The organism is Acidovorax sp. 22279, from assembly GCF_052045435.1.
Lineage (GTDB): Bacteria > Pseudomonadota > Gammaproteobacteria > Burkholderiales > Burkholderiaceae_C > Acidovorax > Acidovorax delafieldii.
Genome location: NZ_JBQEOV010000022.1, coordinates 30,585 through 43,225, shown reverse-complemented (window position 1 = coordinate 43,225; position 12,641 = coordinate 30,585). Strand labels below are relative to the sequence as shown.

At 61.9% G+C, this 12,641-nt stretch carries 11 protein-coding genes; 4 read left to right on the top strand and 7 right to left on the bottom strand.

Annotation, left to right across the window (positions count from 1 at the left end):
• Positions 1-303 precede the first annotated feature (303 nt).
• Genes ACTJKQ_RS22530 through ACTJKQ_RS22510 form a run of 5 tightly spaced genes read right to left on the bottom strand, consistent with a single transcriptional unit; the run spans position 304 to position 6,802 of the window.
• Positions 304-2,619 (bottom strand): molybdopterin cofactor-binding domain-containing protein, encoded by a 2,316-nt coding sequence (locus ACTJKQ_RS22530; protein WP_440598131.1) that lies wholly within the window; start codon positions 2,617-2,619, stop codon positions 304-306.
• Between the two features lie 5 nt (positions 2,620-2,624).
• The gene (locus ACTJKQ_RS22525) at positions 2,625-3,071 is read right to left on the bottom strand and encodes a (2Fe-2S)-binding protein (RefSeq protein ID WP_440598168.1); all 447 of its coding nucleotides are present in this window, start codon (positions 3,069-3,071) and stop codon (positions 2,625-2,627) included.
• A 23-nt stretch (positions 3,072-3,094) separates the two neighbouring features.
• Complete coding sequence (locus ACTJKQ_RS22520; RefSeq protein ID WP_440598130.1) at positions 3,095-4,942, bottom strand: DUF1302 domain-containing protein; 1,848 nt, start codon at positions 4,940-4,942, stop codon at positions 3,095-3,097.
• Between the two features lie 23 nt (positions 4,943-4,965).
• A complete protein-coding gene (locus ACTJKQ_RS22515) occupies positions 4,966-6,342 on the bottom strand; it encodes a DUF1329 domain-containing protein (protein ID WP_440598129.1) in 1,377 nt (458 codons plus the stop codon).
• 37 nt (positions 6,343-6,379) lie between these two features.
• The gene (locus ACTJKQ_RS22510) at positions 6,380-6,802 is read right to left on the bottom strand and encodes a helix-turn-helix domain-containing protein (protein ID WP_440598128.1); all 423 of its coding nucleotides are present in this window, start codon (positions 6,800-6,802) and stop codon (positions 6,380-6,382) included.
• Positions 6,803-7,076: 274 nt separating this feature from the next.
• Here ACTJKQ_RS22510 and ACTJKQ_RS22505 point away from each other — a divergent pair, with 274 nt between their 5' ends.
• From ACTJKQ_RS22505 to tnpC, 4 genes are all read left to right on the top strand, one after another.
• The gene (locus ACTJKQ_RS22505; protein WP_440598127.1) at positions 7,077-7,721 is read left to right on the top strand and encodes a TetR/AcrR family transcriptional regulator; all 645 of its coding nucleotides are present in this window, start codon (positions 7,077-7,079) and stop codon (positions 7,719-7,721) included.
• Positions 7,722-8,172: 451 nt separating this feature from the next.
• A complete protein-coding gene (locus ACTJKQ_RS22500; RefSeq protein ID WP_440598126.1) occupies positions 8,173-8,616 on the top strand; it encodes a transposase in 444 nt (147 codons plus the stop codon).
• A complete protein-coding gene (gene tnpB / locus ACTJKQ_RS22495; RefSeq protein WP_440598125.1) occupies positions 8,592-8,942 on the top strand; it encodes an IS66 family insertion sequence element accessory protein TnpB in 351 nt (116 codons plus the stop codon). Before ACTJKQ_RS22500 ends, tnpB begins: the two co-directional genes overlap by 25 nt.
• Positions 8,943-8,959: 17 nt before the next feature.
• Positions 8,960-10,555: an IS66 family transposase gene (gene tnpC, locus ACTJKQ_RS22490; RefSeq protein ID WP_440598167.1), complete on the top strand. Its 1,596-nt coding sequence runs from the start codon at positions 8,960-8,962 to the stop codon at positions 10,553-10,555.
• A 151-nt stretch (positions 10,556-10,706) separates the two neighbouring features.
• Here tnpC and ACTJKQ_RS22485 read toward each other — a convergent pair whose 3' ends face one another.
• Together ACTJKQ_RS22485 and ACTJKQ_RS22480 are read right to left on the bottom strand one after the other, a co-directional pair.
• Complete coding sequence (locus ACTJKQ_RS22485; protein ID WP_440598124.1) at positions 10,707-12,176, bottom strand: flavin monoamine oxidase family protein; 1,470 nt, start codon at positions 12,174-12,176, stop codon at positions 10,707-10,709.
• Positions 12,173-12,580, bottom strand: a complete 408-nt coding sequence (locus ACTJKQ_RS22480; protein WP_440598123.1) for a c-type cytochrome — start codon at positions 12,578-12,580, stop codon at positions 12,173-12,175. Before ACTJKQ_RS22480 ends, ACTJKQ_RS22485 begins: the two co-directional genes overlap by 4 nt.
• Positions 12,581-12,641: the final 61 nt, after the last annotated feature.

Below are 12,641 nucleotides of genomic sequence, written 5' to 3'. Positions count from 1 at the left end.
GCACCCACGTCAACGAATCGGCAGCAGGCCACTTCCGCAAACTCGCGGTGGACGGCGGAGAGCGCTGATTGTCGCAGCATGACGGTAGGTAGTACGGAAGATGGATGGTTGACGAAGCCACTGATCGACGTCCTCAGAGCAAGGATCCGATAGATCACGAGTTCACTGAACCGCAGGCAACCGAGGGCGGCAATAGCTGATATGGCGGCGGGCCGTGGGAACTGTTTCGCCGGGGCAATCAGAAGGCTCGCCACAACGCGTCGATGCCGTCGCCAGCAGCATCGATGCTGTCTTGCCTGGTTTTCAGGTCCGTGTCAGCTGTGAGGAGATTGGGAGTCTCCTCAGGCGCGGGCCGCCGGCGGCGCGGATGGCATTGAGTAGTGATCCGATGAGCAGCGGCACCGAGTACTCGCCGGTGCCGTGCGGCGCGCCTTCGCTGCGCATGAAGTGCACCTCCACCTGCGGCATCTCACGCAACGGCAGCAATGGGTAGTCGTGGAAGTTGGATTGCACCACACGGCCTTTGGATAGCGTGATCTCGCTGTACAGCGCATCTGTCAGCGCATACGCGATGCCGCCTTCGATCTGGGCCCTTGCCGCATCTGGATTCACAACGCGGCCGCAATCCAGCACAACCGTGACGCGGTCGACGCGGAGGCTATCGCGGCCCAGGGTCACTTCGACCACGGCGGCCCCGGCGCTTGACAGGAACTCGGGCCAGTAGCTCATGTCGTGCACCGAAAGGCCCTTGCCCTGGCCCGGCTTGCGGGGCGCGGCCCAATCGGCGCGACGCGCCACTTCTTCCAGTACCGCACGCTGCTTGGTCACGCGAGCCACTTGCAACTCACGCTTTTCCATGCCGGCAGGCACATCTTCAGGACGCAGCAACTCAAGCTGAAACGCAAGTGGATCGCGCTTCGCGGCCTCTGCCAGTTCGTCGAGGAAACACTGGTTCATCCAGGTTTGCTGGGCGAAGGCGACGCCGCGCTTCCACCCAAAGGGCGGTGGTGTCTCGACGGTTCGATAGTCCGCGCGAATGGCGGGAATGTTGTGCGCAAGCCTCGAGGTGCCGTAACTCTGGTCCTGCGCACGGCCGACGATCGAGTTCGCGCTCCAGCCCACCAGCCTCCCGCGCGCATCCAGCCCGGCCTTCAGCCGCGTCAGCGTCAGCGGCGGGTAGTAGCTATGGCGCGTGGTCTCCTCTCGAGTCCACAGCAGCTTGATGGGCGTACCTCGCAGGGCCTTGGCGATTTGCACCGCCTGGCAGACGAAATCGCTGTTGCACCGGCGCCCGAAGCCGCCGCCCGAGAGCACTAGATGCAGCTTGGCCTTGCTCACCGGCACCTCGGCCCAATGCGCCGCCATGCGTAACGCCTCGTCGGCCATTTGTGAGCCGACCCAGACCTCAACGCCTCGATCATCGACCAGCGCGGTGGCGTTCAATGGTTCCATTGCCGCGTGCTCCGAGAACGGAACCCAGTAATCGGCTTGGAACAACTTTGCCGCACCTTTCAGCGCTTTCGCCACATCGCCGTCGTCACGGGATGGCTTGTGGAGCTTCGGCAGCGGTGCGTTCAGCGCGGCGAGGAAGCGCCGTTCCAGCCCGGCGCTGTCGACAGACGCAGCCGCACCGTCATTCCAAACAACTGGCAAAGCATCCAGGGCGATCTTTGCCGTCCACCAGTCATCGGCAACCACAGCCACCGCGTCGTCCATGCCGAAATCCACGCCCCAACCTGGCGTAAGGTCATTGACACCGCTCTTTCCGCCTTTGACCGCCACCACGTCAACGACGCCGGGACGACCCATGATCGCCGTCTTATCGAATGAAACCAGCTTCCCACCGAAAACCGGGCTCTGCCGTATAGCGGCGAACTTCAGACCGGGCAATTTGATGTCGATGCCGAAAACAGCCGAGCCATCGACCTTGCTCGGCAGATCGAGCCGAGGTGTGGACTGGCCGATATAGCGGAACTGCTCTGGCCGCTTGAGCACGACCGTCTCAAGATCTGGATTGGGCAGTTTGGCTGCGTCGGCGGCCACCTCTGCGTAACTAACGGAGCGTTGCGAGGCGGCATGGTGCAACCGACCTTCACGAGCATCGACCGCATTGACAGCAACACCCCAGCGCGTGGCGGCGGCTTGAGTCAAACGCATGCGGATCTGCGCCGCGGCCCGGCGGGCCGGCTCGTAGAGCGTGGACACACCCTGGCTTCCCAGCGTAGCTGTCCAGACGTAGACATTGTTATTCGCCAAGTTATAGCTTGGGTCGTAGAACTCGGGGCGGATATCGGTCCAGACCACATCGAGCTCGTCGGCCAATATCTGTGACAAACCGGTGAAGGTACCTTGACCGAGCTCAGCTTGAGGAATGCGCAGGATGACGGTGTTGTCCGAGCGCACAACAACCCAGGCCCCAGCCAACGTGTTGGTGTGCTCGCCCAGCACGGCAGGCGCCGCAGAGCCATTGACCGCCGATGAGCCCGGACCGGGGTCGCAGCCTGCGAGCGGAAAAGCCACGCCGGCCAAAGCGGCGACACCGGCGCTGAGCAGCCGGCGTCGTTCGGGAGATGCGGGTGCGAGTGGGTCGGAGCTTGGAGTTCGAGAGTGGTGGGTCATGTCGGTCAACCCTTGTCCGCGACAATGCGGATTGCTGCGCGAATGCGCGGGTAGGTGCCACACCGGCAAAGATTGGTGATGCCCGCATCGATCTCTTCGTTCGTGGGCTTCGGCGTTCGCTTCAGCAACGCCGCAGCCGCCATGATCATTCCTGATTGGCAATAGCCGCACTGTGGAACAGCCTTATCCAACCACGCCTCCTGCAGAGGGTGACTGCGATCGGACGACAAACCTTCGATCGTCACGATCACAGCGCCCGCCGCAGCAGAAACCGGTAACGAGCAGGAACGCACCGCGTCTCCATTCAGGTGGACGGTGCAGGCACCGCAAGCGCCGATACCACAACCGTACTTCGTGCCGGTGAACCCGAGGCGATCGCGCAGCACCCACAACAGAGGCATAGCGGGGTCGACCTCGATCTCGAAGGCTTTGCCGTTGACGGTGAAGGAGATACTGTTCTGCATTGCTTCGACGCTCAGAAGGTACGCGTTACGTAGAACCCGATGGTGTCTCGATCCGAGTATGGGTTGGTCGTCGTTGTGCCGCCCCAGTATTTGACGTAATTTATTCCAGCCTGCCAATTGGCTGGGTTCTGAGCGAAGGTAACCCCTATCGTGGTTGCCTTCACACCCTTCATCCAAAGCGGCGCCGTGGCGGAGGGCGTGTAGCCCGAGATCGCCTGTTGGTGGTAGATGCTGGGTGTGACTTGCCAGCCGGGAATGATGGTTCCGTCGTACGTCAAACTAAAGAACACAGCGCCGCCAAAGGAATTTGCAGTGCCCTTTGCTGCGGCGGTGGTGTAAGGAAACGCTGACTGGCTGCGGTCGTACCAGAACAGCCCGCCTGCTGCAGGCGCTTGCATGACGTCCACGCCACCGATGTTGCGCACGTACTGCTTGTTTGCGTTGACGCCAGGATAGTTAATCCACGCGGCTTCTGCCAGAAAATATCCCGAACTGGCACCAAGCCACCCAATGAAGGGCGTCGTCGTCGGCGACAGGTTGTACTGCGCGTTAACGATGAGCTGCCATTTCTTGTTGTCGCGGTAGGCGGGGCAATCCAGCGGCGGTGCAGCATTGGACACCGAGTCAAGCGGACCTCCAGGTTTAAAGCAAGTCGTGAGCCCAATAGCGTCGCGTGGCCGGTACGACAGTTCAGTCCCAATGGCCCAGTCACCGAGCGGGAAATTCGCGCTAAGGCCGAAAAGGTCGCGCTTCTTGAGATAGTTCAAGGTGGCGTCCGCGGCGCGGAAGGTAAATACTGGCGTCTTGTCGGTATAGCGCAAGTAATACAAGCCTAGGTTCACATCGATGCTGCTTGGCTTGTACGCCAAGCGAATACCATACTGATCGCCCTTCTTTTCGGGGTTCACGTCATAGACCGGGAAGCCGAAAGTGTTCGAGAATGCGGGATCGCTCGCACTGAGGTTGTTATATACCTGCTGTTGGTAGTTGCCGTAGATTGCGGGGCTGCGCGGGTTCGCGCCTTGCCCCCTAGCGATCGAGGCGGCATCGCGACCACCTACATTGAAGTTCTGCTGGTCGAAGGTGAATTGACGCAGGTTGTTGGCCTTGCCGACTACATCGGACGCCGACCAATACGATCCCACCGGCGCAAAGCTGTTCTTGTTCCACCTGAATTGGTAATAGGCCTCAGCCGACACGCCGCTTCCCAGTTCGCTCAGCACGCTGATCATTGGTGCAGGCTGAATGATCTGCTTCAACTGCTGGCCAGGGATGGAGTAGCGTTGGAAGTCAAGGGAGTTGGTCGAATTGATGCCATAGGGCAGGAAGTAACTCTCCCCCCAGTTGATCACCTGGTTGCCTACGCGGACCCGACCCGCTCTCCCAGCAACGTCGAAGCTCTTTTCCGCCCACAGGTCGAGCAACTTGATATCTCGCACGATCTGTCCTTCCGCTTGGTCAGAAAGTGGTGTGCGCCGGGTACTGGCGGCCTTGGCGTCGTAGAGTGCCGTGCCGCGCATCATCACCTTTGCGCCGACTTCGGTGAAGTTGAGAAGGAGCTCACTCGTGGCGCTGCTGTAAAGGCTGTAGAACTGCCCCTTGCGATAGTTGAGATTGCCATCGTCGCCATTGGACCAGAGCTGGGTATCGGCTGCGGCTCCGCAGCCCAGCGAGTTCGGGTCACCCGTAAGTGCGCAACTCGGATTCTTCAATCGCAACCCGCCACCAATGGTCAGGTCAGTTGTCCAGCTGCCCTTGACGGCGCCTTCGCTTAGGCTGAACTCGACGGCGTGGGCAGTTCCCCCGCACAGTGCGATGATGGCCGCCGCGACCGCACCGCGCTTGATGTTTTGATTCATAGTTGTCTCCGATAGCCGATGGCTCAGCGGTCGCTGATGCGCTGCAGGTTTTCGCTCGTATAGAAGCTATCTTTGAGTTCCGGCGCATCCGGCGCAAGGAACCATCGATGATCCTTGCCCTCGCTCGCTAGACCGTCGATGACATAGCGCCCGCTGACCAGGTCGTGTACTGTGTAGGAAGGGACCACGCAGGCACCTCCCAGTTCGTCCGCGCTGTACGGCGCCGACTCTTTCCACTTCCAGATCTGCCCCTGCGCGTCATAGTCCTCGCCTCCAACGGCGACCCAACTGTCTTCGTCCAAATACAGCGTGCGCTTCGGGTTTGCGTGGCGCAAGCCGTCCTTTACGGTGCCTTCCAACACCCACACCCGGTGCAGTTCATAGCGTTTGATTTCGGGACTAGGCGATCCGGGCTTGACAACGTCGGCCATCTTTCGGCGAACGTCGGTAACGCCGAAAGAGTTGTACGGGATGTACATCTCCTTCTTGCCTGCGATCTTCCAGTTGAATCGATCAGGGGTACCGTAGAAGAGATTGATCTGGTCAATGGCAAGCTGGTTCTCGTAGCCGATCTGCGGTGCGTCATAGTCAAACGAAGGCAGACGGCGCACTCGGCGCTGACCAGTAAAGTAGTAGTAGTTCTCGCTGGACTTGTCGAAAAAGAAACGCGATACGGAGGCTTGGCCGGAGAACGCGGCCGGCTCGATGAAAGCGTAGTACAGCCCTTGGAACAACGTGCCCGGCTCGACCTTGCGCTCACCCTTGGCACCATTCGGCCAGTACTGCATGAGCCGGTAGCGGATCTGAATGCCGCGATCGCCGCCCGGTTTGGGCGAGATGTAGCTGCTAACGTTGGGGTACTCGCTGCCGGCCCCCTGATAGCGCGCCAAGTGGTTCCAGATTGCCTCGATGCCGCTGCCCGGAATTGGAAACGGCACGCCGGGCAGCACCGCATTTGTCATCGACCAACCGTCGGCACCAATCTTCGAGTCAGTCGCATTCTTTTTCGTGTTGCTCTGCACGAACTCCGGCGCCGTGCAACTGCGCCGTGACGTGTACACCGGCATGGCATAGCCGCGGTTCTGCTTGATCATGGCAATCTGCCCCGGCGCCAGCTTATCTGCGTACTTGTCGACATTCGATCCGTCGATCACAAACAGGGTTTTGTCGTCCTTGTACTTAAAAAAGTCGCCGCGGTACTTTCCATACGACCAGCCCTTAAGCATCGAACTTTCGCCCGTCCAAGCTGGAATGGTGCCATCGCGATTGCCGGCACTTTCAGCACCTGCGGGCGTCAGCTCCTTACCAAGCCTCTCAACATCGGCCGGTGACGCGGCCAGCGACACGGAGGCGCTCATGGCCGCCAACACTGCAAGCAGGGGCAGATTTTTTCGTTTCATCGATTATTTCCTTGGGTGGGTGAATGGCTGGACCGTGTCAACGAACGCTGGCGCGATAGCGCCGGGGGGATTGGCCGGTCCAGCGCTTGAGCGCCTGCCGGAAGTTCGCCGCATCGCTGTAGCCGACTTCCTCGGCAATACGCTCGACGGACCATGACGTATCGATCAAATAGCGACGGGCCATCTCGCAGCGCACTTCAGCCATGACATCACTGAAGCGAGTGTCCAAGGCGTGCAACCTGCGTCGCAATGTCCGCGGCGACAGCAGCAGTGCGTCGGCCACCTCTGCCAGCGACGGCGGGTTGTCGGCACGTTGCAAAAGCAGCGAGCGCAGCCGCTCGATCAACGTCGCATCCGCTTGGCCCGATTCCACGCGCCATCGACGGCGCAGAGCGTCGACTGACTCAACCTGCCGCCGAGATTGGGGCGACGGTCCGAAGGCAACAGAAGCAGAAATCATACTATGGACTTGTAATTACTGGTCAATTGACTTGAACTTTACATCGTCCGAACGCAACTAAGTCATGGGGTTTCCCCTGCTACACGCCACCCACTCCTTGAAGTTTTGGAGATGCTCCGCGGAGCAGCACGGATGTCCAGGTCGAAAACTGAACACCAGCATGGTGACAATCGGTCATCCGTGCGACAAATCTCAAGCCAAAGGGGCGTATCATGGGCAGTTGGCAAGGAGCCTTGACCCGCTCGTCCGACTAGACCGCACCCAACCTGACCTGATGAAGCCTTTGACAATTGATTCGGCAACCTTGATGGGGTCGCACGAACTGGCCACACCACAGCAGCGCAAACGCGAAAGCCGACTGCAGGCCATCCTCGAGACCGCACAACTTGTGTTTCGACGCGACGGCTATGCCGCCTTCACGCTACGTCACGTGGCGGCGGAGGCGGGTGTTCAACTCGGCACGCTCCAGCACTACTTCCCTAGCCGCGAGCTCTTGCTGAGGACCATGATCGTGCAGACCATTCGGAGCTACAACGAGGACTACGACCGAATTGCGCGGTCCGAAGCGCCGGTGGAGCGACGGATGCAAGCGATCATCGAACAGGTGCTTCGCGAGGTGCAGGATGAGTCTGATAGGACCTTCCTTCTCGAGATGTCGGCCCTGGCGTGCCACGAGCATTTCGCCGCCGAAGCGCTCGTGGAAAGCCATCGCCAATACCTCGGCATGTGGGGACGGCTGATTGGCGAGATGAACCCAGGGCTCAACGCCGATGAGCGCCGGATGCGAGCGTTGCTGATCGCCGCTCAACTGGAAGGCTTGATGCCGTTCCTGCAAGTTGGTACGCCGGGCGCCGTGCCAGACTCCAAGGCGCTTGCGCACGCGGTACGCGTCGTCGCAATCTCGCTTAGCTCGGCCTAGGATATTCGCCGTTCCAAATTGGGTCCCACAGGAGATGGCGAGCGGGCGCTGCTTGAGTTCGTAAGCGAAGGCGCGCCGAACTCACGTCTGTCATGCCAGATTGCCATACCGATGTTTTGGACGGCCTAGTGGTGACCATGCCTGGGACACAAGGATAGTTGTCATGTGATTCTGCCGAGGATGGTGTCTGGCGCGAGATGCAGGGGCTCTCTACGCTGAGGCACAACACCTGCCGTATGTCTCGGTGCAGACCGCAAGCCCGAACTTGCAGCTCGCCACGCAGTCCATCCGACTCAGCAAAAGCCCTCGATCTCGTCCAAGTGATTCGCTTGTAGACAGAACAAGCATCGCTGGCTTTTGTTAGTCGTATGCGGTCAATGAACCCCGTCCTTGAGCAGCAGGCTGATACCTGACAGCCTACGTTCCCACGTAGATGAACGCGGGAACGTAAATGACAGACGATTTGGAAGATCTCAAGCGCCGGCTGGTGGTGGGGCACAAGAGCGATGGACGCAGCGTGTACGACGAAGCGGCGAAGTCCGAACTGGTGGCACTGTGTCTGCAGCCAGGCACCTCGGTGTCGCGCCTGGCGCGCGAGTGCGGCGTCAATGCCAACCAGGTGGGACGCTGGCTTCGCGAGCATGGCCACGGTGCTCGTGCGCGCAAGGCCGTTGCCAGCGTGGTGCCGGTGTCCGCGGCGTTCGTGGCGGTCTCGGTGCCGCCAGCGTCGCCGATTGCGGTCCGAAGCGGTGACGACATCGTCGCCATAGTAGATGTGCAGGCACGCTTGCCCAACGGTGTGGCGATCGACCTTCGCGGCGTCGAGCTGCGCAACGTCGGCGAAGTGCTCGAGGCGCTTGGGAGGCTGCGGTGTTCCGCTTCGACGAAGGGCTGAAGGTCTACCTGCATCGCGAGCCGGTGGACTTCCGGCTGAGCATCAACGGCCTGGCCGTGCTGGTGGAGCAGGCCCTGGGCCTGGACCCGTTCGCCTCGTGCGCGTACGTGTTCAGCAACCGCCGGCGCGACCGGGTGAAGATCCTGGGCTGGGAACGCAATGGCTTCTGGCTGTTGCTCAAGCGTCTCGAGAAGGACAGGTTCGTCTGGCCCTCGGCCGAGGCGGTTCCCACGCTGACGGCCGAACAGCTGCACTGGTTGCTCGAGGGCATCGACATCGCCGTGGTGCAACGCCACTCCCGTCTGCGCTATTCCAGCGTGGCCTGAAGGAACAATGATGGCGCATACCGATCCAAGCGGGCGTGTCGCCACCAGCCGCCCCTGCCACCATCACCGCTGAAGAACTCGCCGCGCTCATTGCCGAGCGCGATGCGCTGGCCGGCGCACTTCGGGTGGCGACCACCGAGCGGGACCTCGCACTGGAGCGGTTGAAGGCGCTGCAGCGCCAGCTCTTCGCCGCCAAGAGCGAAGCACGCGGCACGGATCAGAAGGACCTGTTCCTCAACGAGGCCGAGGCACTCGCGCCCACCGATCAGACGCCGCAGGCCGAGGTCGAAGACATCGACGAAGAGGAATCGACGCCGGTCGCCGGGCACCAGCGCAAGAAGCGTGGACGCAAGCCGCTGGACCCTGCGCTGCCGCGCGAGATCGTGCGCCACGAGCTGCCCGAGGCCGAGCGTGTGTGCGCCCATGACGGGCACGCGCTGGTGGAGATTGGCGCCGAGGTCAGCGAGCAGATGGATGTCATCCCCGAGCAGGTGCGTGTGCTGCAGCACCACCGCGTCAAGTACGCCTGTCCCTGCTGCGATCAGAGCCTGAGGATCGCACCCGCGCCGGCGCGCATCATCCCGCGCGGGCTTCTCACCGAGCAGGCCCAGGCCTGGGTTATCACCGGCAAGTACCAGTTCGGCATGCCGCTGTACCGCACGGCCGTAATGCTGCGCCGCTTCGGCGGCGACATCGCGAGCAACACGCTGGCTGCTGGCATCGTGCGCATCGGCCAGGCCGTGCAGCCGGTCATCAACCTGCTGCGCGATCACTTGCTGGACTCGGATCTGATCTACGGCGACGAGACCCACGTCCAGGTACTGAAGGAGCCTGGGCGCAAGGCACAGACGAAGAGTTTTATGTGGGCGCAAATGAACGGCACCGGCCCACCGGTACGGCTGTTCGCCTATGCGCCGGGACGTGGTGCCGTGCACGCGGAGAAGCTTTATGCCGGCATCCGCCCAGGCACCACGCTCATCACCGACGGCTACGAGGTCTACAACGGCATCGCGAAGGCCGGCGGCCTCACGCATCTCGGGTGCTGGGTTCACGCGCGTCGGCCGTTCATCAAGGCCGAGGAGGCCGTGCCGAAGGCAGCCCGCTCGTCCGATCAGCTCGCGACCCGGTTCGTGCGGCTGATTGGCAAGCTGTACCGTGCGGAGGCCTTGGCCAGGGACTGGGCGCCCGCGCGTCGGTTGCGGATGCGCTCGCGCTACAGCGCCGCCGTCGTGCGCGAGATCGAGCGACTGCTGCTGACGCACCTGCACAGTGTTGCGCCGTCGAGCCTGCTGGGCGAGGCACTGCACTACCTGCACGGGCAGTGGCCCAAGCTCGTGCGGTTCCTGGAAAACGGCGCTTGGCCGCTGGACTCCAACCCGGTGGAGAACGCGATCCGGCCCTTCGTGGTCGGAAGACGGTCATGGTTGTTCGCTGACACCGTGGGCGGCGCTAACGCCAGTGCCAATCTTTATTCGCTCATCGAGACCGCCAAGGCCAACAACGTCGAGCCCTACCGCTACCTCGTCGCGCTGTTCAAGAAGCTGCCGCTGGCGCAGACTGCCGACGACTACGAGGCGCTGCTGCCCTGGAACATCGAACTCGGCGGCGCGTAGGCTGCCCTGCGCGTATCGGTTCCAACACCACGCGCAAGGGCGTGGTTTATTGAGCGCTTACTGTTAGTCGACTGAATCAAAAGAGAGATCGGGCTCAGGGGTGGAGACTTCAGGTTTGGCCGGTTCCTTTCGGCTCGGCCGCGCAAGACACCTAACGCGTCTCACGCGCAAACAGCTCACGCACCTGCCGGCCTGCTCGCAGGCCGCTTTCGACTGCACCGTCGATGTACTCGTGCCAGCCTGCAGCCGTGGCTGCGCCGGCGAGGACCACCCGACCCTCGGGTTCGGCCAGATTCTGTGCCAGGCTGAACTGGCCAACCCGATACGATGCCCATGCCTCCATCGAGAATGGATCGCGCGCCCAGTCGTAGCTGCTGATACCGATCAACTGTGCATCGGGAATGATCTTGCGCACCTCCTTCTCTACTGTGTCAGCGTCGTTGATGTCGATCAGAGAGCGGCGGCCCACGGTGAGCGAAAGCACCGAGCCCACCTTGTCGTTGTTGGCGACTGTCTGCAGCACGGTCAACGGGTTGGGCGCGTCGCTGAAGGCAAACACGTTGCCGTGGTTCTTCTTGAGTTGCACGAAGACCTTTGCGCCTTCTGACATTTCGCCCTGATCGATGTAGGCGCGCTTGGGAGCTGACAGCTCGGGCGTGAACTTAATGCGGTTGTACGTGTTCGTCGGCACGGTGACGACCACCGAGCGAGCGGTGACACTCTGGCCTGCGTCGGTGGTCACTCGCACGTGATCCGTTGCTTGGTGAATGGCGGTCACCGGCGTGGCCAGCCGCACTTCAGCACGGCTGTGCTTTAGCATGGACTGCAGCAGTCCCAACGTACCGCCCTTGCCAATGCGGTAGCGCCGGTCCGCATCGTTGAAGGTGTAAAAGTCCCAGGACGCACAAGCGAACAGCTTGACGAAGCTGACGTAGCTGAACTCCTCGGTCGCCCCGGCGGCGTACAGCGTCATCTCGGCATTGAGAATTGCCTTGTGAAGGTCGCTCAGCGGCAGTTTGTCGATGTGTGCACGTGCCGAGATCTTCTCGAGTTGACGCACCTTCGGGTTGAAGAACGGATCGTGTGGCCTCGGGAACAGCTCGCGGGCCCCAGCGCAGAAGGCGTCCATTCCCTCTCGGTCAAGCTCCTCAAGCTTCGCGGGCGGCACCTCCTGCAACCGTCCGTCGGCCATCAGCACGCTGGCCTTGTCCAGGTGGGCGACCAGTTCCTCTTCTACGCCGTGGCCGTAGCGCTGCACCTCGGCCCAGATGTGCGGCTGCACCCAGTGCACCCAAGCGCCGCCGAACTCGACCTGCTCCCCGGCAAACTGGCCGCGGTAGGTGCGACCGCCGAGGCGTGATCGCCCCTCCAGAAGCAGCACGCGGTAACCCTCGGCGCCCAGCTCGCGCGCCGCGGTCACACCGGCGAAACCGGCGCCGACGACAACAGTGTCGTAGTCGAATTTGTGCCGACCCCGCTGGGCATCGGGCATCGCCTTCGCGGTCTGACCAGCCGCCATCGCGGCAGCCGGCACGGCGGCCGCTGCGCCGAGTAGCATGTTGCGTCGACTCAGGGCAGGCCCGGCGGCCGGTAGCGGTTGTTTGAAGTTGTTTTCACTCATTTGGTGCTTTGCAGGTAGCGGACGAGGGCGGCCCTGTCCTCTTCTTTTGAAAGGCCGGCAAAGGCCATGTTGGTCCCGGGCAACTCGGTGGCAGGGGACTTGATAAAGGCGTTCATACGCTCGGGCGTCCAGTTGCCCTTTGCATTGCGCAGCGCCGCGCTGTACGCAAAGCCCTTCGCCTTGCCGATCGGCCGACCGAGCACCCCTTTGAGGTTGGGGCCGGCCATATGCTGCCCGCTGTCGTCATTGGTGTGACAGGCGGCGCAGACCATGTACAGCTTGCGCGCTCGCGCCATGTCATCAGTAGCAGCTGATCCTGTGCTCTGCGCCAGGGCCGAGAAGCCCGAAAGCCCCGCGCAGGCAGCGAATAAGATGCGACCGATAGTCGCCTTTGATTTCCACATACGTCTACTCCTCAAAAAAGCTCGCTCCAATCCCGCCCCGGCAACGCGCGCCGGCGGGCAT

What these genes read in the sequence shown, in the direction of transcription:
- ACTJKQ_RS22530 (WP_440598131.1), bottom strand. Translation starts at nt 2,619, where the DNA reads ATGACCCACCACTCTCGAACTCCAAGCTCCGACCCACTCGCACCCGCA.
- ACTJKQ_RS22520 (WP_440598130.1), bottom strand. Translation starts at nt 4,942, where the DNA reads ATGAATCAAAACATCAAGCGCGGTGCGGTCGCGGCGGCCATCATCGCA.
- ACTJKQ_RS22515 (WP_440598129.1), bottom strand. Translation starts at nt 6,342, where the DNA reads ATGAAACGAAAAAATCTGCCCCTGCTTGCAGTGTTGGCGGCCATGAGC.
- ACTJKQ_RS22510 (WP_440598128.1), bottom strand. Translation starts at nt 6,802, where the DNA reads ATGATTTCTGCTTCTGTTGCCTTCGGACCGTCGCCCCAATCTCGGCGG.
- ACTJKQ_RS22505 (WP_440598127.1), top strand. Translation starts at nt 7,077, where the DNA reads ATGAAGCCTTTGACAATTGATTCGGCAACCTTGATGGGGTCGCACGAA.
- ACTJKQ_RS22500 (WP_440598126.1), top strand. Translation starts at nt 8,173, where the DNA reads ATGACAGACGATTTGGAAGATCTCAAGCGCCGGCTGGTGGTGGGGCAC.
- ACTJKQ_RS22485 (WP_440598124.1), bottom strand. Translation starts at nt 12,176, where the DNA reads ATGAGTGAAAACAACTTCAAACAACCGCTACCGGCCGCCGGGCCTGCC.
- ACTJKQ_RS22480 (WP_440598123.1), bottom strand. Translation starts at nt 12,580, where the DNA reads ATGTGGAAATCAAAGGCGACTATCGGTCGCATCTTATTCGCTGCCTGC.